The sequence below is a fragment of the Candidatus Solirubrobacter pratensis genome (assembly GCF_000425945.1).
Classification (GTDB): domain Bacteria; phylum Actinomycetota; class Thermoleophilia; order Solirubrobacterales; family Solirubrobacteraceae; genus Solirubrobacter; species Solirubrobacter pratensis.
On sequence record NZ_KE384480.1, the window covers coordinates 12,519 to 32,448 of the forward strand.

General features: G+C 72.2%; 25 protein-coding genes. 11 read left to right on the forward strand and 14 right to left on the reverse strand.

Features of this window, described 5'->3' with window-relative positions:
- Position 1: 1 nt before the first annotated feature.
- Positions 2-1,195: a hypothetical protein gene (locus H958_RS0124485; RefSeq protein WP_028060576.1), complete on the forward strand. Its 1,194-nt coding sequence runs from the start codon at positions 2-4 to the stop codon at positions 1,193-1,195.
- A gap of 44 nt (positions 1,196-1,239) precedes the next feature.
- Here the strand turns inward: H958_RS0124485 and lepB are convergent, their stop codons facing one another.
- The 3 genes from lepB to H958_RS0124500 form a co-directional block, all read right to left on the reverse strand.
- Positions 1,240-1,806, reverse strand: a complete 567-nt coding sequence (lepB, locus tag H958_RS0124490) for a signal peptidase I (RefSeq protein ID WP_028060577.1) — start codon at positions 1,804-1,806, stop codon at positions 1,240-1,242.
- A gap of 13 nt (positions 1,807-1,819) precedes the next feature.
- A complete protein-coding gene (locus H958_RS40075; RefSeq protein WP_051324768.1) occupies positions 1,820-2,278 on the reverse strand; it encodes a response regulator in 459 nt (152 codons plus the stop codon).
- A gap of 157 nt (positions 2,279-2,435) precedes the next feature.
- On the reverse strand, positions 2,436-2,678 hold the full coding sequence (locus tag H958_RS0124500; RefSeq protein ID WP_028060578.1) for a MarR family transcriptional regulator: 243 nt from the start codon (positions 2,676-2,678) through the stop codon (positions 2,436-2,438).
- Between the two features lie 296 nt (positions 2,679-2,974).
- Here H958_RS0124500 and H958_RS0124510 point away from each other — a divergent pair, with 296 nt between their 5' ends.
- Both H958_RS0124510 and H958_RS0124515 read left to right on the forward strand, forming a co-directional pair.
- Complete coding sequence (locus H958_RS0124510) at positions 2,975-3,292, forward strand: hypothetical protein (protein WP_028060579.1); 318 nt, start codon at positions 2,975-2,977, stop codon at positions 3,290-3,292.
- A gap of 353 nt (positions 3,293-3,645) precedes the next feature.
- Positions 3,646-3,885, forward strand: coding sequence for a hypothetical protein (locus tag H958_RS0124515; RefSeq protein ID WP_028060580.1), 240 nt, complete (start codon positions 3,646-3,648; stop codon positions 3,883-3,885).
- Positions 3,886-4,323: 438 nt separating this feature from the next.
- Here H958_RS0124515 and H958_RS0124525 read toward each other — a convergent pair whose 3' ends face one another.
- The 4 genes from H958_RS0124525 to fmdA form a co-directional block, all read right to left on the reverse strand.
- Positions 4,324-4,779: a hypothetical protein gene (locus tag H958_RS0124525; protein WP_156028258.1), complete on the reverse strand. Its 456-nt coding sequence runs from the start codon at positions 4,777-4,779 to the stop codon at positions 4,324-4,326.
- Between the two features lie 179 nt (positions 4,780-4,958).
- Positions 4,959-5,546, reverse strand: coding sequence for an AmiS/UreI family transporter (locus tag H958_RS0124530; RefSeq protein WP_028060582.1), 588 nt, complete (start codon positions 5,544-5,546; stop codon positions 4,959-4,961).
- A 22-nt stretch (positions 5,547-5,568) separates the two neighbouring features.
- Complete coding sequence (locus H958_RS40080) at positions 5,569-5,844, reverse strand: FmdB family zinc ribbon protein (RefSeq protein WP_028060583.1); 276 nt, start codon at positions 5,842-5,844, stop codon at positions 5,569-5,571.
- A 5-nt stretch (positions 5,845-5,849) separates the two neighbouring features.
- Positions 5,850-7,103, reverse strand: a complete 1,254-nt coding sequence (gene fmdA, locus H958_RS0124540) for a formamidase (RefSeq protein WP_028060584.1) — start codon at positions 7,101-7,103, stop codon at positions 5,850-5,852.
- A 196-nt stretch (positions 7,104-7,299) separates the two neighbouring features.
- On the opposite strand from fmdA, the gene crcB (H958_RS0124550) reads away from it, so the two are divergent.
- Genes crcB (H958_RS0124550) through H958_RS40085 form a run of 3 tightly spaced genes read left to right on the forward strand, consistent with a single transcriptional unit; the run spans position 7,300 to position 9,106 of the window.
- Positions 7,300-7,680, forward strand: coding sequence for a fluoride efflux transporter CrcB (gene crcB / locus H958_RS0124550; RefSeq protein ID WP_037411437.1), 381 nt, complete (start codon positions 7,300-7,302; stop codon positions 7,678-7,680).
- 5 nt (positions 7,681-7,685) lie between these two features.
- Positions 7,686-8,048 carry a fluoride efflux transporter CrcB gene (crcB, locus tag H958_RS0124555; RefSeq protein ID WP_156028390.1) on the forward strand — a complete coding sequence of 121 codons (363 nt, stop codon included), beginning with the start codon at positions 7,686-7,688 and terminating at the stop codon, positions 8,046-8,048.
- A complete protein-coding gene (locus H958_RS40085) occupies positions 8,045-9,106 on the forward strand; it encodes a DUF190 domain-containing protein (RefSeq protein ID WP_051324769.1) in 1,062 nt (353 codons plus the stop codon). The genes crcB (H958_RS0124555) and H958_RS40085 overlap by 4 nt, the downstream gene beginning before the upstream one ends.
- A gap of 1 nt (position 9,107) precedes the next feature.
- Here H958_RS40085 and H958_RS40090 read toward each other — a convergent pair whose 3' ends face one another.
- Genes H958_RS40090 through H958_RS47835 form a run of 3 tightly spaced genes read right to left on the reverse strand, consistent with a single transcriptional unit; the run spans position 9,108 to position 10,094 of the window.
- On the reverse strand, positions 9,108-9,503 hold the full coding sequence (locus H958_RS40090; RefSeq protein WP_051324770.1) for a hypothetical protein: 396 nt from the start codon (positions 9,501-9,503) through the stop codon (positions 9,108-9,110).
- Positions 9,504-9,510: 7 nt separating this feature from the next.
- Positions 9,511-9,960, reverse strand: a complete 450-nt coding sequence (locus H958_RS47830; protein WP_028060587.1) for a hypothetical protein — start codon at positions 9,958-9,960, stop codon at positions 9,511-9,513.
- The gene (locus H958_RS47835; RefSeq protein ID WP_196807544.1) at positions 9,957-10,094 is read right to left on the reverse strand and encodes a hypothetical protein; all 138 of its coding nucleotides are present in this window, start codon (positions 10,092-10,094) and stop codon (positions 9,957-9,959) included. Before H958_RS47835 ends, H958_RS47830 begins: the two co-directional genes overlap by 4 nt.
- Positions 10,095-10,285: 191 nt before the next feature.
- On the opposite strand from H958_RS47835, the gene H958_RS0124580 reads away from it, so the two are divergent.
- From H958_RS0124580 to H958_RS40100, 3 genes are all read left to right on the forward strand, one after another.
- Positions 10,286-11,407, forward strand: a complete 1,122-nt coding sequence (locus tag H958_RS0124580; protein ID WP_196807545.1) for a PucR family transcriptional regulator — start codon at positions 10,286-10,288, stop codon at positions 11,405-11,407.
- Between the two features lie 139 nt (positions 11,408-11,546).
- Positions 11,547-12,671, forward strand: a complete 1,125-nt coding sequence (locus H958_RS44000) for a PP2C family protein-serine/threonine phosphatase (RefSeq protein ID WP_156028259.1) — start codon at positions 11,547-11,549, stop codon at positions 12,669-12,671.
- A 218-nt stretch (positions 12,672-12,889) separates the two neighbouring features.
- A complete protein-coding gene (locus H958_RS40100) occupies positions 12,890-13,699 on the forward strand; it encodes a gamma-glutamyl-gamma-aminobutyrate hydrolase family protein (RefSeq protein ID WP_156028260.1) in 810 nt (269 codons plus the stop codon).
- Positions 13,700-13,768: 69 nt separating this feature from the next.
- Here the strand turns inward: H958_RS40100 and H958_RS40105 are convergent, their stop codons facing one another.
- The 3 genes from H958_RS40105 to H958_RS0124605 are packed head-to-tail and all read right to left on the reverse strand — an operon-like array spanning position 13,769 to position 16,889.
- Positions 13,769-15,250, reverse strand: coding sequence for a sialidase family protein (locus tag H958_RS40105; protein ID WP_081686241.1), 1,482 nt, complete (start codon positions 15,248-15,250; stop codon positions 13,769-13,771).
- Positions 15,247-15,381, reverse strand: a complete 135-nt coding sequence (locus H958_RS48795; protein ID WP_255325450.1) for a hypothetical protein — start codon at positions 15,379-15,381, stop codon at positions 15,247-15,249. Before H958_RS48795 ends, H958_RS40105 begins: the two co-directional genes overlap by 4 nt.
- Positions 15,378-16,889: a sialidase family protein gene (locus H958_RS0124605; RefSeq protein WP_037411438.1), complete on the reverse strand. Its 1,512-nt coding sequence runs from the start codon at positions 16,887-16,889 to the stop codon at positions 15,378-15,380. The genes H958_RS48795 and H958_RS0124605 overlap by 4 nt, the downstream gene beginning before the upstream one ends.
- 236 nt (positions 16,890-17,125) lie before the next feature.
- Here H958_RS0124605 and H958_RS0124610 point away from each other — a divergent pair, with 236 nt between their 5' ends.
- Positions 17,126-18,586, forward strand: coding sequence for an RNA polymerase sigma factor (locus H958_RS0124610; RefSeq protein WP_028060590.1), 1,461 nt, complete (start codon positions 17,126-17,128; stop codon positions 18,584-18,586).
- 210 nt (positions 18,587-18,796) lie between these two features.
- Positions 18,797-19,483: a response regulator gene (locus H958_RS0124615; protein WP_231379366.1), complete on the forward strand. Its 687-nt coding sequence runs from the start codon at positions 18,797-18,799 to the stop codon at positions 19,481-19,483.
- Positions 19,484-19,704: 221 nt separating this feature from the next.
- Here H958_RS0124615 and H958_RS0124620 read toward each other — a convergent pair whose 3' ends face one another.
- Positions 19,705-19,917: a hypothetical protein gene (locus tag H958_RS0124620; protein ID WP_028060592.1), complete on the reverse strand. Its 213-nt coding sequence runs from the start codon at positions 19,915-19,917 to the stop codon at positions 19,705-19,707.
- Positions 19,918-19,930 lie beyond the last annotated feature (13 nt).

The following is a 19,930-nucleotide window of genomic DNA, read 5'->3' on the forward strand; positions in this document are numbered from 1 at the left end:
AGTGCTCGCGGCCACGGTGGCGGCGCTCGCCGCCGCCCCGGCTCACGCGGAGCAGCAGACGGCGCTCACGCTCGTCGACCCGACGACCGCGCTGACGCAGGAGCCGCCGCTCGCACCGCCGGCCGCGAACACGCCGCGCGAGCAGGAGGCGACGGCGTTCCATCAGCGGGTCGACAGCCAAGAGCGCATCACCACGGGCGTCGACGCCACCGGCCGGCCGGTCTCCGTCGCCGTCGCGCAGCGGCTGCATGTCGTCGGGACCGGCGACTACTCCTACACGGTGCCGGCACCGGTGCTGAGCGTGCAGGCGACGTCGGACTCGGAGTCGGCGCCAGGCCGGCGTACGGGCGCGATCCTGTGGGCGGGCTTCTCCGACGGCGCGCGCACGCTCGGCGCCGACGCGCGGCTGCAGCCGGCCGCCGCAGCGCCGTACCTGCCGCTGCGGTTGGGGATCCGCGCCGAGGTGGACGGCTCTTCGCTGCGCGCCGGGGAGCGCCGTAGCGGCACGCTGTCGCTGGTGCTCACGCTCTACGACGCGACGCGCACGCCGGCGCCCTCGGCTTCGGCCCGCGCGGACCTCCCGGCGCTTGTGCGGGCGCTCGACGAAGCGCGCCGCGGCGTCTACCCGCTTGGCGGCGTCACGATCCACGCCCGCGGCCCGGTCGCCGCGCGCACCGCGGCGGTCGAGGCGCCGCTCGACGTACGCGGCGAGATCATGTTCCAGGGTGGCCACGTCGCCGGCCTGCACGGCGGCCGGATGCGCTTCTCCGCCCGCCTCGGCGATGGCGGGCCGCTGACGCGGACGATTCGCTTCAGCGGCCCCGCCACCGGGGTGGCGGCGCCCCGGGTGCGGATCGTCGCGCGGCCCGTCGAACCCATGCGCAGCCTCGTTCCTCCGCGCGGCGCGACGTGGGCGGACGCTGCGCGGCGCGGACCTCGGCTGGACTCCCGCCGGCTTCTGACGATCGCCGAGGACGCCCATCTGCGGGCAGCGCGCGCGCATCAGTACGACACGTTCCTCGCCAACCCCGGGCCGCCGCGGGAGAGCGACGGCGCCGAGTACGTGTACGTCACGGCTCCCGCGCCGGCGGCCATGTCCATGCCGGGCCGCCGGCGTGGACAGGGGCTCGTGCTCATGTTGGCGCTCGTCGTCATCGTCGCCGGCGGCGGCCTCGTCGCGTGGGCGCACCTCTGACCCCGACCCGGGGACGCTCGGCCGGAGGGCCGGACCCGACTCCTCTATAAGAAGCCGATGCGGTGCGGAGGCCAGTAGATGGCGACCGCCTCGCCGACGATCCGCTTGCGCGGGATCGAGCCGACGAGGCGCGAATCGCAGGAGTCGGCGCGGTTGTCGCCCATGAAGAAGTACTCCCCGCGCGGCACGTCCCAGGCCCTCGGCGGCTCGTGGTCGCGCCGGAAGAGGTCGATGTAGGGCTCGTCGAGCGGCCTGCCGTCGATGGAGACGAAGCCGTTGCGCTCGCTCACCGTCTCGCCGGGGAGGCCGATCAAGCGTTTCACCACGGTGCCGGCCGAGCCGCAGCGCCGCTCTGCTGCGGGCGGAAGCCTGACGACGACCACGTCGCCGCGGCGCGGGCTGCGGAAGTGGTACACGATCCGGTTCGCGAGCACGCCGTCGCTGGAGCCGGCCAGGCAATTGGGCGTGTCTCGCGCGCAATGCAGCGTCGGCTCCATCGACGCGGAGGAGACCCTGTAGGGGCTCACGATCCATGTGTCGAGCGCGAGCACCGCCGCGATCACGCCGACGATCGTCAGGATCCACCCGGGCGCGACGCGGCGCGACAGCACCCTCGAATCTCTACTACGAGCCGAGCGTCTCCGCCAGCGTGTGTGCTCGGGGAGGGCTGTGGCTCGCGATCCACGCCTCGCTGCCATCACGAAGCTGCCACAGCGCTCGCAACGTCTTGGGCCGCAACGCCCGCTTCGGCAGGAACCCGAGAGCACCGTGCGAGCCGGCCAGATCGGACAGGATCGGATCCTCCCTCGTGGAGACCAGCACGACGAACGGTCGCGGGCGCAGACGGGCAAGGCGGGCACTCGTCTCAAACCCCGAGATGTCCGGCAGCCCCAGATCCACGAGCATGAGATCCGGGTGCAATCGCGCGGCCAGCGTGACCGCATCCTCGCCACACGCGGCCTCGCCCAGGAGCGTGAACCCGGCGGTCGCAGCGACCAGCGCACGCGCAGCCTCGCGGAACACCGCCTGATCATCGACGGTGATGACACTGACCTCAGGAATCGACGTGTCCGAGCTGCGCACCGCGGTTGATCGAATGTGCCAGCCGCTCGACGCGCGACTCAATGGCGCCCGCGGACGTACTGACCGCGAGCGTGCCGCCCGTCACCGTGCTGACCTCGAGCGCGCCAGGCGCGCAGTGCTTGCATCGACCTCGCACGCGGCGACGAACGACGCGGCGCTAGTCGGTGTCCGGGCGCGGATCGTGCTCGCGCGCGACCTCCCATCCTCGGCGCGTCAGCTGCCAATGCTCGCCGGCATGCCACGCCAGACCGTCCTGCTCGAGCACCTGGAGCGCCGCGTCCACCGCGTCGCGCTCGACGAAGCCGAGCCGGCGCGCCACGTCCTCGACGGTGTCGTCGTGCGGGTGATCGCGCAGGCACCCCAGTACGCGGCGGAGGAGATCCGAGCGAAGGGAGCCCATCGGCACTTCCCCTAGCACGTTCCGATGGTGATCTCGCGGGAGTGGGTGCGTGAGCACGCCCGTCGCGCTGAACGCGCTTTCCTCGCGACATCGCCGTCACATACAAGCCGCTCGACGACGCGACGGCGCAAGCGGGCACGTGGACGCCGGAGGCGACCTCGGCGAACGCTGGCAAGGCGTCGCAGGACAAGACCACGGCCGTCTACCTCGGCGAGTTCAACTCCGGCGCAACGGCCGTCTCGCTGCCGATCCTCAACGAGGCCGGAATCGCGCAGATCAGCCCGTCCAACACCGCCGTGGGCCTGACGACCGACGAGCCCGGAGCGACACCAGGGGAGCCGGACAAGTACGACCCGGCCGGCGTCCGGACGTTCGCGCGCATCGTGCCCTTCTCGGGCATCACCGCGAACGACGCGGCACAGGTGTTCAAGGATTTCGCGGCGGCGCTGCCACACGCGAAGCTCTATGGGCCCGACGGCGTCGCCGATACGACCTTCGCGAATCCCGAGCAGGGCATCCCGGCCGACACCTCCCTGACCGACTACGGCGTCTACTCGATCAACGACGGCAACCTGGTGTTCGACCGCACGATCAAGGCCCAAGGCTCAAGCTGACCGCCCGCGGCGCGACGCTCGATCTCCTCGGGCGTCGCCTTCACGCCTCAGCGGGCTCAGGACGAGGTCGCACACTGGGTTGCCGACCCGGAGACCCGGACATGCCTGTAGCTCGGCCGCCCGCCACTGCGCCGGCCGAGCGCGGCGGTCCGACGAAGGAATCGCGGGTCACGGGCTCCAGCCTCGCGCGTCGCTCTTTGACGATCGGCGTCACCATGCGTTCGTCAGTAGCCTGCCCGCTCTCCGCCGTCCGGAACCGTCTGCTGGTCCTGGTGCGTCGACGCGTGACAGGACGACAGCGCGTGGGTAGGCCTGGGTCACGGTTTCGTCGAGCCGATGGAGGCGAGTCGCCCATGGCAGTGTGCGAGGTCTGCGGCAACGATTACGACAAGGCGATGGAGGTCACCGTCGCCGGGGCGACGCATACGTTCGACTCGTTCGAGTGTGCCATCCACGCGATCGCTCCGCGCTGCGAGCACTGTGGCTGCGCGATCATCGGGCACGGGCATGAGGCGGGCGGCGCGATGTACTGCTGCGCGCATTGCGCGCACGCGGAGGGTCACGCCGAGCTTGCCGACCGCGCCGCGTCCTGATCCAGCCGCGGTCCTCGAGCGCGTTCGCCGCCCGTCCCACCTCGCCGTCCGCTCGCTCCCCGAGCCCTTCACATGCCGCGCCGACTCCCTTCACCGGGGTGAGCCGTCACGGGGGCGCCGACGCCGCGGAATAGGCTCGGTGACATCACCGACCCGAGCTGCCGATACGACTCCACGGCGTACGCAAGAGCGCGCGATCAGCCGGCCGGAGTAGCACAAAGAGCCGACCGGGGGCCGATGACACGCCGGCCCAACGCGCGGAGCATGTACTAATGCATCAGAGCTCCGAATCCGGACGGCGTGGGCGTCAACGCATCGTCGATCTCGAAGTCAAGCGGCTCGAGTTGCGGCAGGCCGGCGAGCGGGCGTTCGCGTCACGGATCGCCGCCGGCGCTGGGTTCGACCAGCCGCCTCACCACCGCCCGTAACGCGACCCGCTCAGCGGCGCGCGTGCCAGGCGAGCGCGGACGCTGTGAAGAGGAGCGTCAGCGCGCCGCCGAGCAGGAGGTACAGGCCCCAGGCGGGATCCAGGTACCGGTACTGCACGCCGAAGACGGTGAAGACGCCGCCCGACTGGATCTTGCTCCAGGTCACGACCGCCCCGGCCGCGGCGAGCGCCCCGATCACGGCCGCCCCGACGAGCAGGAGGCGAACCGGACGCAGCTGATAGAGGCCCAGCGCGGTCATGGCAACGAGACCAACCGCGACGTCGCTCCAGCCGTGGAAGCGGGTGCCGCTGAACGACTCGAACGTGAACGCGGTCGCCCACGGAGCGATGCCGCCGACGATGATGCCGAGCGAGCCCAGCATCGCCATCCAGAACGCCACCGGCTGTGCGGCGACCGTTCCCGGCAGCACTGCGCCGCGATCGGCCGAATGCGGTTGCTCTGACATCGTTCGAGGCTATGCCACGCCTGCGGCCGAGTGCGCGGGCCCAAGGTGCGGCGAGATCTGACCGATGGTTGGGCCGGTCGGCTATCGAGCGCCAAGGCTCTCGACCTGCCCCGGCGACCGCCGCCGAGCTGGGCCTCGCCGGGGGCGCGCGGATCGCCCGCGCGCCACCCGGCTCGCGATCAGAACGCGATCACGTCCAGCAGGAGCAAGAGGCCGAACACCCACGCGGTGGCGATCCCTTCCAGCACCGCCAGCCCACCGGCGAGCCGGGCGATGGGCCGGTCGAGCGCGAGCAGCATGAAGAACAGGAACCACAGCACCGCCCATGCGAACCAGCAGATCCCCAGGTAGATCGAGGCGTCGTCGCCGTTCGCGTTAGCGAGCGTGTAGATCCCCGCGGGTATCGCGGTCACGGCCACGAACAGGCAGTACCAGCCGAACCCGCGGCCGCCGGCGTTGAGGAAGCCGTTGGCCGCCACCCAGAGGTAGGTGAACGCGAACAGCAGGATCAACCCGCCTGCGCGGATCGACGGCAGGTCCTGGCTGCGATTGCCCTGGACCATCAGCGTGACGGCGGCGACCACGCCGACGAAGCCGGTGAAGACGTTGATCACCGCGACCTCGCGGCCCTGGATGAAGAACGGATGCGCCTCGCCGGCCCGCGCGGCCGCCTCGCCGGCCCCCGCGAGACGCGCCTGGCCGATGAGCCAGATGCCGTTGATCACGAGCACCGCGCCGACGTACAGAAGCACCACGCCGAGCAGCATCGTTGACTCCTCCTTCGCTCCCTCAGTGCGCGAGCACCCACGACGGCGCCGGAGCGTGCCGGTGGCTCATCGGGCGGCCGCGCTTCTCGCCCACGACGTCGGGCTCATGCGCGCTCTTCTCCTCGCGCTCGAGCGCACAGCGCAGGGGCCTGGTGAGCAGCGCGAGGCCCGGCGGGCTGAACACCCGGCGAGCCTCGCCACCGCATGCGGGGCAGGCTGCCGGATCGCTCGCGTCGGCCATCGGCCGGAGCTCCTCGAACGGGCCGCAGCCCTCGCACATGAACTCGTAGAACGGCACGGTCCCTAGCTCGTCCTCGCGGGTTCGCCGCGCGACGCCGACTCCGGGCCTTCCTGCCTGGGGCGAACGTCGAAGTCGAAGACCGCGGTCGGCAGGTAGAGCGAGCAGCACGCGTTCGGGATGTCGACCACGCCGGAGATCCGCCCCTCGATCGGCGCCGATCCGAGCAGCAGGTACGCCTGCTCTCCCGAGTAGCCGAACTTGCGCAGGTACTCGATCGCGTTCAAGCACGCCCGGCGATAGGCGATCGACGCGTCCAGGTAGTAGTTCTCGCCTGTGGTCTCGTCCACCGAGACCCCGATGAAGGTGAGGAACTCGCTGTAACGGGGCTCGATCCGACCCGGGATCAACATCGGGTTGGTCGTGATCCCGTACTTGTTCATGCCGTCCTTGATCAGGTCGACGCCGAAGTCGATGTAGCCGCCCATCTCGATCGCGCCGCAGAATGTGATCTCGCCGTCGCCCTGCGAGTAGTGCAGGTCACCGCCGGAGAGCTTCGCGCCCGACACGTGGACCGGGTAGTAGACCCGGCTGCCGCGCGTGAAGTTCTTGATGTCGTGATTGCCGCCGTTCTCGCGCGCGGGAACCGTCCGCGCGCCCTCGCGCCCGACGCGATCGCGCTCGGCGCCATCCAGCGTGCCGGCGAGCACGCCCTCCTCGAGCGGCGGCAGCGCCAGCGGAGGCACCCGCTCGGGATCCTTGTCGATCAGGGCCTGTTCGCGGCGATTCCACTCCGCCAGCAGGTCCGCCGACGGCGCGGTCCCGAACAGCCCCGGGTGGGTGATGCCGGTGTAGCGCACACCCGGGATGTGACGCGACGTGGCGTCGTGGCCGTGGAAGTCCCAGATCGCCTTGTAGGCGTCTGGGAAGTGGTCGGTCAGGAACCCGCCGCCGTTGACCTTCGCGAACACGCCGGTGTAGCCCCACCCCTGCCCCGGGGCGTCGCCGGACTCCTGCGGCGGCTGGCAGGGGCCGAGGTCGAGGATGTCCACCACGAGCAGATCGCCCGGCTCGGCACCCTGGATCTCGACCGGGCCACTGAGCATGTGGCAGACCGACAGGTTGACGTCGCGCACATCGTTGGCGGAGTCGTTGTTGCCGAGCTGCGCATCGGTCCACTCGCGGCACTCCACCCGGAACTCACTTCCCGGCGTCACCGACGCCGCAGGCGGGATGTCGGGGTGCCAGCGGTTGTGGCCGGGTACAGCCTGGTCGGCCATCGACTTGGACTGGTCGACGCTGAAGACCACCTCGGGCATCGGCGTCCTCCTCTGGTTGATGCCTCACCGCGCCGACGCCAGCGGCCGGCGCAGCACGGTTGTAAGAAGCGCGCTGCGCGCGGTCAAGGCCGTTCTCGCCGGCGTGTGCAGGATGCACGAGATGTGACGCCGGAATGGCGCGGATCGGTTCGCGGCGCACCTCTACGCCGCGCGCGAGGCTGCAGGCTTGCAGGCAATGATGCGCGCGCTCGCCGTCGCAGCCGGCGGCGCCCTCGGTGCGCTGGCACGCGGCGGTGTCGGGAGGGCGCTGCCCACCCGCCCCGGGGAGTGGCCGTGGGCGACGTTCACGGTCAACCTCGCGGGCACGCTGGTGCTCGCATGGGCGACGACGCGACTGGCGGAGATGGTGGCGCCGACGCGGTACGTCCGGCTTGTGCTCGGAACGGGCTTCTGCGGCGCGCTGACGACGTTCTCCAGCTTCCAGGTGGAGACGATCCGGCTCGCGCGCGACGGCCATGCCCGGATGGCGGCGGAGTATGCGACCGTGAGCCTGCTGGCGGGCATGCTCGCGGCGGCCGCCGCGACCGTGGCCGCGCGGAGGCGGCGCTACGGGTGAGCGGCGTGCTGGCGTGGATCGGGGTGGCGCTGCTCGGCGCCGCCGGCGCGTGCGCGCGCTTCTACGTCGGCGGCGCCGTCTCCGCGCGCCGGCCGAGCGCCTTCCCTCTCGGCACGTTCGTCGTCAACCTGTCGGGCGGCTTCCTGCTCGGTCTGCTGACCGGTCTGTCGGTGACCGGCCACGTGCTCCTCGTGCTGGGGACCGGACTGCTCGGCGCGTACACCACGTTCTCGACTTGGATGGTGGAGGCGCAGCGCCTCGGCGAGGACGGCGCCTTCCCGACCGCGTGGCTGTACCTGCTCGGCTCGATGGGTGCCGGGCTGGCGATGACGTATGGCGGCTGGGTGTGCGGAGAAGCGCTGGGATGATCGCCGACGCCCTGAGGCTCTCCGTGTACTTCGGCGAGTCGATCACCTCTGGGCCGCTGCTCGCAAGCGAGGCGCTGATGCGCGCGCTGCAGAGGCGCGGCATCGCGACCGCCGCCCTGCTGCGCGGGATCGAGGGCTTCGGCATCAACCGCCGCATCCACGCCGAGCGCTTCCCGGACGTGTCCACCGACCTGCCGCTGCTCGCCGTGGCCGTCGACGCCCGCCGTCGGATCGAGGCGGCGCTCGACGACGTCGATCGCGCGGTGCCGCGCGGCCTCGTCACGCTCGAGCACGCACGGCTCGCATCCGGCCCGGACGTCGCGGAGGCCGAGTTCCCTCCGGGACCCGGCCAGGCGGCGAAGCTGACGCTGTACTGCGGATCGGACGAGCGCGTGATGGGGCGGCCGGCGTACCGTCAGGCGGTGGCGACGCTGCGCCGCCACGGGGCGAGCGGGGCGATCGTGCTCGGTGGGGTCGACGGACTCGTCGGCGGCCGCCGGCGGCGTGCGACGCTGCTGCGCTCCAACGGCGCGCCGATGGTCGTCATCTCGGTCGCCCCGGCCGGCCTGCTGCAACCGTGCCTTCCATACCTCGCCGATCTTCTGCGGTCGCCGCTCGTGACGCTCGAGCGGATCGCGCAGGTCAAGCACGACGGCGCCCTGCTCGAGCCTCTGCCAAGCAGCGCGCACGACGGCATCTGGCAGACGATCCGGGTCTACACGCGGCGGACGGCCCAGGTCGACGGCCGCCCGCTGTACGGCGAGCTGACCCGGCGGCTGCGGCGAGCGGACGCCGCCGGCGCGACGACGATCATGGGCGAGTGGGGCTTCTCCAGCGACGAGCCGCCGCACGGCGACAAGCTCGGGCGGGTCGCCAGCCACCGCCCGACCTACACCGTCTGCATCGATCGCCCGAGCCGGATCGCCGAGCTGTGGCCGGTCATCGACGAGCTGACCGCCGAGCACGCGATCGTGACGTCGCTGTTCGTGCCCGGCTACCGCGAGCGAGCCGCGGGCACCGCGCGCGGGACCCTGCGCGTCTCGGCCTTGACGCCTTAGGTCAGGCGGCCTCGGCCTCGCCGTGCTGCCCGCAGACGCGATCGCAGTTGCAGTCGTCCTGCGTTCCGCGACCGACGTCGTGGAAGAGGCAGCGATCGCCGCACGTGCAGCGGGGAACGAAGCCCTCCTCCAGCTCGTCGGGCCAGGGCAGCTCGCCGTCGACGTAGCGCTTGAAGTCAGGATCGCGATGGTGCAGCTGCAGCCGCAGGCCGGCGGCGGTGCGGGCGACGCCGATCTGGCGCACGAGCGGCTGCAGTTGATCGATCAGCGCCTGGATCTCGGGGTCGCCGGTCCGTTTGAGCGCGCCTTCGAGGGCGCTCAACATGTTGACCCCGTAGCGGCTTGCGTCGTCCAGGTTGACTGAATGATGGAGCTGGATGCCGATGATCCGGCGCATGTTGTTCCTAGCGGATTGGGGGGAGGGCAGAGACGTCGACGGCGTACCGATCGGCCACCGCCCGGGCGAGGCCGTCATCTCTCTCGAGCAGAAAGAGGTCGTACGGATATGCGAACTCGCTGCGCCAGCCGCGCCGATGCGTCACGGCGCGTCCCCAGCCGGAGACCCGTCCGATCGCCACCGCGAGCGCGCGCTGCGGCCGTCGGCAGAACAGGAGCGGCACGCTGTCGTGGGTGCGATGGAGGTAGGCGAGCGCCTCGTCGCGGGCGCTGAACGCGTGGATGCCGCAGGCGTGGTGCGCCGCCGGGCGCGATCCGTGCACGCCGCAGCGCGCCTCGAGCGGGCGCCGCGCGGGCCAGACCGCGTCCACCCACCACGACGCCAGTGCGGGCCCGTGCCGGCCCTCGACCACCTGCCAGCCGCGCCATCCGAGGAGCGGCTCCTGTACGACGTTCAAGCGGGTACAGGCTCCTTGGCGGGTTGCGGCTCGGCCGGACCCGGCAGCGGCGGCTCGAGCGGCAGCTCGCGCGGCAGCGGGAGTTCGGCGGGCCGGACCTCGATCTCGCGTTCGGGACGTCCGATGTCAGCCATCGTGCTGTCAGCTTGCCAACACGCGGCGGACCCCCCATAGACCCTTGGTCCAGTGCGGTAGGACCATACGACGAGTGCGCGGCTCACGAGATGGGGCTCCTGCCGGGCAGACGACACGGGGTTACACCGCGGGCGGGAACGTGAGCGCAGCGCAGGGTGAGCCAGACGTCGCGGGGCCCTCTCCGGAGCTGGTGACCTCGCTTGTGCGCGTCGCGGTCGAGACCGACGCTCCAGCGCGGCTCATCCTTGCGGCCGAGAAGGTGCTGCGGCAGCCGCTCGGCCTGGCCGGGCCGTCCGGCGAGTCGCTCGGCCGTGCGCCCGACACCGAGACCGGCGAGCGCGCGCTCGCGATCGCCCGCGCGGCGGCGACGAACCGGCTGGTCGCGCCACCCGGATGGCGGATTCTGAGCATCCATCGGTCGTCGTCCCGGTTCGGGTTCCTGGCTATCGGCGAGATCGACGGCGAAGGCCACAACAACCGGCAGCTCGTCGAGCTGCTCTCGGCGCTGCTCGCCGACCAGCTCCAGCGCGCCATGCTGCTACGGGCGCGGACGACCGAGATGCTGCGGCGGATCATCTGCGACTCCGACGTCGGCCCCGCGCGTGCCCGACGCGAAGCCGCCGGCTGTGGGCTCGAGCTGGCCGACATGTACTGGGCCGCGATACTGGGTTGGCGCGGGCGCGCTCCGCGGCCTGAGGTCGCCGAGGCGATCGACGGCGAGGCTCGCGAAGAGCCGAGCGGCGCGCTGAGCGTGCTGCTCGGTGAGCGGATCGCCCTCCTCCATCCGGGCCAGGGCGCCGATGGCAGCGCGCGAGCGCTGGAGTGGTTCCGCAAGGTCGCGGGACGCGCGCGGCGCCTCGCTCCCATCGCGCGTCCGCAGGTGATCGTCGGCGAGCGCGCCCTGGCCCTCGCCGACCTGAGCGGGGGCGTCGCCGAGCTCGACGCGCTGTGGCGCATGGGACCGCGCAGGGAGGACGATCAGCCCCTTGTGTCCGTGCGCCACTATGCGCTCGACCGCCTGCTCGCGCGCGTCGCCGAGACCGACGAGGCGCGCGAGTTCGTGCGCCGGCAGATCGGTCCGCTGCTCGCGTGGGACGGCGAGCATCAGGGCGGTCTGCTGACCGTGCTCGAGGCCGGGCTCGACTACCCGCGGCACGACGTGGCGGCCGCGCGCTGCTTCATGCACCGCAACACCTTCCGCCACCGGCTGCGCCATGCGACTGAGGTGCTGGGGGACACACTCGAGGATCCTGAGGCGCGGCTCGCCGTGCACGTCGCGCTCAAGCTGCGCCGATTGTCGCTCGTGCAATAGCAGGAGCCCGAGCTGCTCGCCGACGACACCCGTGCGTTCTTCGGCGCACGACCGTGGGATCCCGTCCGATAAGCGCATTCGGCGGCAGGGCGCCTAGAAGCAGGCACGTCGGGGGCGCTCGGCGGGTAGCTGAGCGGTGGTGGCCGCCGACTCGGATCTGGCTCGGGAGCCGCTCGGCGTGCTTCCGGCCCGGGTGATCGAGCGCATTCGTGCGCTTGCGGGTGGCGGCTTGGCCGCGATCTACCTGATCGATGTGGAGGGGGTGTGCCTGCTCCGTTTCGCGGGCGACGATGGCCTGCCGGAACGGCTCGAGGCCATCGGCGCCGTCGGACCGGAGTTCGAAGCCGAGAGCTCGCGGCAGGTGCGTCAGCAGCTCGTCAAGACCTGGCCGGAGTGTACGGTCGCGCCGCTGTGGGTCCTCGGCCGAGCGGTCGGCGTGCTCGCCACGACCGAAGCGGCCGGGGGCGCGTTGAGCGAACTGGCGTGCGCTGTCGCCCCGGCCTTCGAACTGGCGAGCGGGTTCACCGACGTCTTCGAGCGTGGGCGGCGGCGCAAGCGGCCGAGCACCGCCGCCGAGATCCAGCTGGAGCTGTTCCCTGCGCGGATCGCACGCCTGCGCGGCGGTCAGGTCGTCGCCAGCGTGCTGCCCGCCTACGACGTCGGCGGCGATTGGTTCGACCACGCCGAGAACCCCGAGGGCGTCTGGATCGCGACCGGTGACGCGATGGGCAAGGGGGTCCGCGCTGCGGCGATCTCGGCGGTCAGCATCGGGGCGTTTCGCACCAGCCGACGCCAAGGCGCGCAGCCATCAGAGTGCTGTCTGGAGATGCATCGCGCCGTCCACGATCTCGATTCGCACGCCTTCCTGACGGCGATCGTGGGGCTGTGGCGCCCGACTCGCGACGAGCTTGCCTGGGCCAACTGCGGCCACCTTCCCCCGCTGCTGCTGCGCAACGGGACGGTGCGCGAGCTGCGCGGCGAAACGACCTATCCGCTCGGCATCCTGGACCGCGAGCGCGCGATTCCCAGCGCGACGATCCGGGTGCGCTCGGGCGATCGGATGCTGATCTACTCCGACGGGATCGTCGAAGCGCGGCGTCGCGACGGGACGCGGCTCGGTTCGGACTGGCTCCAAAGACTGCTCTTGCAGACCGCCGGGCTTCCCGCCTCCGCGACGGTCGCGGCGATCGAGCGCGCGGTGCTCGACGCGACGGACGGGGAGGTCGCCGACGACGCGACACAGGTCCTGCTCGACGTCGATTGAGGTCGCTGCGTCACGCACATCTGTGGCTGCCGTGGCGGCGATGTCGCACGGCATCGCGACGTCGGGCATTGCGGCTCCTCCGGTGGACGAACCTCTCTATCGCCAGACGCGAGGGGTCGGGCCTGCCCGCGGGTGTGCTTAGGGGTCGCCCTACGGGGCCCGGTGCCAGACCACAACGACGGACGCTGGGAAGCACGCTGTGATGAAGGCCGCGCAGCGTGGACCATTCAGGCATCCACCGCCGACACCCGCACCACCCGCCGCTGATCGGCGTCGTCACGCACGAGCTCAAGGCCGAGACCGCGCCGGCTTGGGCGCCCGCGCCGGGCCGGCGCGAGCGCGACCGCGCACCCGCCCGGCTCTCGCTGCGGCTGACCTACACCCAGGCGGTGCAGGAGGCGGGCGGCATCGCGGTCGTCCTTCCCGCGCACGGCTACACCGACGACGCCGGCGCCCTGCTCAACCGCCTCGACGGCTTGCTCTTCAGCGGCGGCCCCGACCTGGCCCCGGCGACCTACGGACAGCTCCCGCACCCGCGACTCGGTCCCGACGTCGACCGCGTCGCCGACGACTACGAGCTTGCGGTGCTCGCCGCCGCCGCCCAGCGCGACCTGCCCGTGCTCGCTCTCTGCCGCGGCATGCAGGCGCTCAACGTCGTCCGCGGCGGGACGCTGCACCAGCACCTGCCCGACCGCACCGACGTCGAGCACCTCCAGACCCACGAGCCCTTCGAGACCAGCCATCCCGTCACCGTGACGGCCGGCTCACCCCTGCACCGCGTGACGGGCCACCGCTGGCTCGCCGTCAACAGTCTCCACCATCAGGCGATCGATCGCCTCGGCAACGGCCTGGAGATCTGCGCCCGTGCCCCGGACGGCACGATAGAGGCCATCTGCGACCCGACGGCGCGGTTCTGCCTCGGCGTCCAGTGGCATGCCGAGCTCCTCACCCATCGACCGGAGCACGCCGCGATCTTCGACGCCTTCGTCACGGCCGCCGGAGTCCCCGCTCTCGCGCTCGCCGCCTGAGCCGGACGCCGCCGATGCACGGTCCGCCCGCCCGCGCGGGGGCGAGCGGGCGGCCGCGGGCGGGTCGCGTCAGTCGTCTCTGAGCGCGTGGTGCGTCTCGCCGGTGCCGATGCCCGACACCGGTGCCGCACCGGTGCTGCTTGCCGCGCGCGTGGCGTCTGCCGGCGCTGCGACGGCCAGCGGCGCAGCCGGGGCGTAGGTCGCCTCGTCGTAGCTCGTCGCCGTCGGCCGGGTGCGCCCGATCGGGAACACGGTCACGGCGCGACCGGCCGAGAACGAGGTCGAGATGTAGTCGCCGACCATCGGGCCTTGCGAGGTCTGGGCGATGTCGGTCAGCGCCATCGGGCCGGCGAGCACGGTGGGAGCGCTCCAGTGCGCCCCGCCGTCCGGCGAGGAGACGTAGCCCACCTCCAACCGGCAGCCGGCGCCGCATGCCGCCTGGGGGTAGAAGTAGTACGTCAGGGCGAGGTGCGTGGCGGCGCCGGCGGTGGCGGAGTCGACCGCGAGTCCCGGGATGAAGTGGTCGGCGCCGCTCGCGACGTCGTCGATCGGGATCCGTGCTGGAGCGCTCCACGCGCTGCCGTCGGCGGACCTCGAGAAGACGATGTCGTTGCTCGCGCAGCGGGACCTGAAGCGGCAGTCCTGCCACGCGACGTAGACCGTGCCGTCGGCGCCGATCTCGGCGCTCGGGAGCGGGCTCGTCCGCAGGTTGCCGTCGACCGGGTGGAAGCGCACGCCGTCGACCTTGACGGCTCGCGTCCAAGAGGCGCCGCCGTCGGTGGAGGCGAAGGCGGCGATCTTGCCGTCGAGGCTCTCGAACGGGACGATCACGGTGCCGTCGGGCTGCACCACCGGTTGACCGCCGAGGCCCTTGTCATGGCCGGCCGTCTCGATCGGCACGCTCCAGCTCCGCCCGCCGTCGGTCGACGTGCTCATCAGCTCCCGATCGCCCTCGCCGAAGTTGTCCAGCTCCGTGTAGCAATGGCCCCGGAACGGGCTGGACGCGCCGTTGTCGCACACCGTCCAGTTCTTGTCGAGATCGACGGAGTGTGAAGCCGGCGGCGGGATCTGCACCGGCGTGCTCCAGGTCCGCCCGTCGTCGGTCGAGCGGTTGACGAGCACCGTCGGCACGGACGTGTCCGGCAGCAGCGGGATCGAGGAGATCAGCCACGTCGCGTGCGCCGCGTCATACGCCACGCTCGCGTCGCTGACGCGTTCGAACGGGCTCTCGGCGCCGGCGCTGGTCGTCATCCCCGGCAGGAACCCGGGCGCGTCCCAGTGCGAGCCGCCGTCGCCCGAGCGCGCGAAGCCGATGTCGCTCGCCCCGCCGCTGAAGAAGCGCCCGACCTGGAACGCGGCGACCACGGTCGAGCCGTTGGCGAACGTGTCCGGCTCGACCTCGGTCGCGTGCTGGCTCGTCGGGTTGGTGAACGGGTCCGCGCTGACCCGGGTCAGCGCACCCTGCGCGCCGGCGCTGCCCGGCACGGCCAGCAGGGCGGCCGCGACCCCCGTCGCAGCTGCGAAGGCGTGGATCCTCGTACGGTCGCTCAATAGGTCCTCCCGAAGGTGGCTCGCGGCACGACGCCGAGAACCTGGTTCTGGTGATAGGCGGGACTGCCGTCGTCCGCGACCACCGCGGTGATCGGGGCGAGCGTCGCGACGAGCAGGCGCGAGCCGGTCACGGCGTCGCGTCGGCGGAGTAGACGTCCGTCGGGTTGGTGCCGGCGTCCGCGTTGTGGGTCTGGACGAAGAAGACCTTGAACGTGCTGCCGGCGTGATCGAGTCCCTCGTAGTCGCCGGTGAAGTAGCCGCGCGCGACCGGCGCCTTCTTCATGTCGAACGACGCCGGCGTGACACGCTGGGACGGAGCCCAGGCGGCGCCGCCGTCCGTCGAGGTGCGGATCCAGTAGTCGGTCAGCGCCGTCGCCGTGTCGGACGTGTCGTTGCGGAAGTCGTAGTACGTCACGCCGACGGCGCCGGCCGCATCGACGTCGACCGCCGCGGTGAAGGCGGACACCCCGGCCGGCGGGTCGCTGACCATCTGCGCGGCGCTCCACGAGCTCCCGCCGTCGGTCGACTTCGACAGGTAGATGGCGGGGGTGCCGGAGACGGCGTCCTGCCAGACGACATAGATGGCGCCGGTGCGCCCGTCGATCGCGATGTCCGGAGCGATGTCTCCCGTGCGCAGCGCCTGGCCGTCGCCCGGGGTCCGCACCGTCGCGTCGACCGTCTTGTGGACGAACACCGGCTTCGACCACGACGCTCCGTGATCGCTCGAGCGCATGACGGCGACGTTGAGCCCGCGGCTGCCGTGGCTGTTCTTGAAGTTGTTGATCTGCAGGAACACGTCGACGAGCGTCCCGTCCGGCTCGACGGCGATCTGGTTGGCGATCGTCTGGTTGATCTCGCCCGGGTCGTAGATCATCCGCGCCGACGACCACGTCTCGCCGTTGTTGGGGCTCGAGGCGAACCAGGTCGGGCCGCGGTAGCCGATCGCGTTCTCCGTCGCCTCGAGGTCGGCGTGGCCGTTCGGGGCCACGAGGCGATCCCAGATCGCGTAGACGTAGCCGCTCGCCGGGTCCGCCGTGAGCGACTCCTTGTCGTCGAGCACGTTGCCGCCGTGGTCCTCCTTGATCGCCTGCGGGTGCGACCACGTCGCGCCGAAGTCATCGGAGTGCGACACGAGGATGCCCGCGTTGAGGCCGAGCCCCACCGACGGCTGACTGACCGTCAGCGCGATCTGATGCAGCCGGCTGCCGGTGCCCCAGGAGACCCACGGGTCGCTGCCGCGATCGAACTCGCGGCCGGGATCCTGGGCGTCAGGATCGCCGTAATGCGCGAACAGCGGGCAGCGGCTGAAGTCGGCGAACGTCTCGCCGTTCCACGCCGTGCCGCCGTTCAGCGACGCGCTCGCCACCAGCCCGTGCGACCCGCCGTCGCTCCAGCGGTCCTGCTGCCAGCTCCCGGCGACGTGGCTCGGGTCGGCGGGATCGACCGCGACCCACGGTTCGACCTCGGCATCCTCGAACACCTCGCCCGTCGGGTCATGGCCGCTCCCCGCGCACCCGACCGCGAACGGCGACGCCCCCGTGACCTGCACGAGGGGCGAGACGGCGCCCAGCGCCGGCGGCGCCGCGAGCGCGGCCGCTCCGAGGATGACCACTGCACCGACAGCGCGCCACGTCTTCATCCGTCCTCCTGCGAGTCGAGGCCTTCAGCACGACGACGCGCACGTGTGCCGCGAGTCAGTTGCTACATACCCAAGTGTAAGGAGTCTGACATCGCGGCCCGAGCTGGTGGCTCGACCGCTCGCTGATCGGCCCCGGCTGCCGCTCGCCACGCCGCCGCGGTCCGCGCGCCGGTCGACGATCAGGTGAGACGACTTCCACCAGTCGGTGCCCGCGCTGGCATATTGGGCGCTACGTGATGTCGAAGGGACATGCCGCGCCGGCACCGGATGCCGAGCGGGAGGAGTTCACGGCGCTCTATGAGCGTCACCACCGGGCGCTCTACCGCTACTGCCGGTCGATCGTGCGGCACGAGCACGACGCCCAGGATGCGATGCAGAGCACGATGACGCGCGCGTACGCGGCGCTTAAGAGCGAGCCGCGTGACTTCGACCTGCGGCCGTGGCTGTTCCACATCGCGCACAACGAGTCGGTGTCGATCCTGCGGCGCCGTCGCCCCGTGGTCGAGCTCGACGGTGAGCTTGCTGACGCCGCCGCCGTCGATGACCGCATCCAAGCCCGCGAGACGCTGCGCCTGCTGCGACAGGACCTCGACGACCTGCCCCGCCGCCAGCGCACGGCGCTGATCCTGCGGGAGCTCTACGGGCTGCGGCCGGCGGAGATCGCGGCGACGCTCGAGACGACGCCGGGCGCGGTCAAGCAGGCGATCCTCGACGCCCGCCGGGCGCTGTCGAAGTGCGACGAGGGGCGCGCGACGCCCTGCTTGGAGGTTCAGCGGGCGCTCTCGGACGGTGACGGGCGCGTCATGCGCGCGCGCCGGCTGCGCGCGCACCTGCGCTCGTGCGCGTCCTGCCGGCGCTTCAAAGCCGACATGGGACGACGTCCCGCGGAGCTCGCCGCGCTCGCGCCGACCCTCCCGGCGGGCGCCGGCGCGGCGCTCCTCGCGGCGCTGCACGGCTCGGCGAGCGCGGGCGCGGGCGCCGGAGCGCTCGCCGGCCGGCTGCTCGCCAAGGTCGCGATCGGCGCCGTAGTCGTCACGGCGACGGCGGCGACCGGTGCGCATTCGCTGCACCATGCACGGCAGTCCTCGGCACGGCCCGCGGGGGCCGCGCGGGCGAGCAAGAGCCGACCGTCGCCGCATGCCGTCGCCGCTACGCCGAGGCCGCGGGAGGCGGTCGCGCAGCCGCCTCGGGCGCCGGCGCCGGCCCGGCCGGCGAAGTCCCGCGCGCGGGGAACGCGGACGGCGATGCTGCCGCGCCGGACACCGCGGACCGCGACCGGCACCCCGAGGCCGCCGGCGCCGGCCGCGCCCGCGCAGCCCGCGATGGGCGACGCCGGCGCGCCCCGGCAGGCGAGGAAGCCACCGGAGCCCGCGGCCCCTCCCGGGCAGGCCAAGGAGCAAACCGGCGCCGTGGCCCATCCCGGCCAGGCCAAGAAGCAAACCGGCGCCGCGGCCGGCCAGGCCAGGAAGCAAGCGGGCACCGCGACGCCTGCGGGCCAGGCCAAGAAGCACGCCGGCGCCGCGACCCCTCCCGGCCCGGCCAAAAAGCAAGCCGACCCGGTGACCGCTCCGGCCCGGCCCGATCCGGCGGGCACGCCCGCTCCGGGGCCGGCGCCGCCTCCGAGCGCCCCGGGGAACTCGGGCAACGCGCCAGGGCAGGCGCCGGGCGGATCGCATGGCGCCTCGGGCGTCCGCTGAGGTGGAGGGGCGAGGCGCCCGCAGCTCCTCCGTGAGGCGGCCGTCCGTGGAACCCCGCAGAGCACCGCGGGCCTCGCCGGAGGCGACCTCCACAGCGTCGCCATACGGTTCGGTCCACGATCATCGATGGGAGAGTCTGCGGAGAACTACGGACGTGGACCGCGGCGCGCTCCGGACCGGCGAGCCCATGGCGGGCGTACCGTTCGCTACGTGACCAGCGCTTCCTCTGAGCCGTCGACGACCCGCGCCGAGCATGCGGACCGCGAGAAGACCACGGTCGTCATCGCCGACGACCACACAGTCGTCCGCCAAGGGCTGCGGCTCCTGATCGACGCGGAGCCGGCGATGCAGGTCGTCGCCGAGGCCGGATCCGTCCCGGACGCCGAGCGCCTCGCGCGCGCCCACCGGCCTTGCGTCCTCGTGCTTGATCTCAACATGCACGGCGAGTCAGGCCTGGAAGCGATTCCGCGGCTGCGCGCCGAGGCGCCCGACACCGCGATCGTCGTGCTGACGATGCAGGACGATCCCGGTTTCGCGCGCCAGGCGCTGCAGTCCGGCGCGCTCGGCTTCGTGCTCAAGGAAGCCGCCGACGAGGAGTTGCTCGAGGCGATCCGGCTCGCCGCGGAGGGCCAGAACTATCTCAACCCCCGGCTCGGGGCGAGGATCGCGGCGCAGCCCGCCCAGGCGGCCGGCCCGCCCGACGACCTCTCCGAACGCGAGCTCGAGGTCTTGCGTCTGATCGCCCTTGGCCATACCAACACCGAGATCGCCGAGCAGCTGTTCCTCTCCACCCGCACGGTCGAGACGCACCGCGCGCACATCCAGCAGAAGATCCGCCGGACCTCACGCGCCGAGCTCGTCCGTTACGCGCTCAGCCACGGTCTCGTCGAGATCTGATCTGGCCGTCGAGGCGGCTCATGGCGGCCCGTGGTCGCCGGGTCGCCGAGCTGTGAAAGTCGCGCGCCGCGCGTTGACGGCGAACACCAGCCGCCCGTGGCGATGCCGCGTCAGGCGAGGTCCGCAGCGTCGATCAGGCCGCTCTGCAGCGCAGCCCACACCTGCGAGCGGACGTCTGCGGACGCGGGAATGCCAGCCCGGAACCTTCATCTCGCGCGTGGCTAGATGGCCGTCGCGGCGGGCTGCGCCACGTTCGCGCGCCCCGACTCGCGAGCATCAGGCGACGCGAGGTCGGGCGTGCCGACGATCTGCTCGCGCCCCAGGTCGCTGCGGACCTGATCGCGTCCGGTGAAGCCCATGACGATGGAGCCGATGCCGATGGCGATCAGCACGATGCCGGCGGCGACGCCGCCGTAACGGAGCAGCTTGCGCATCTCCCTCTTCTCC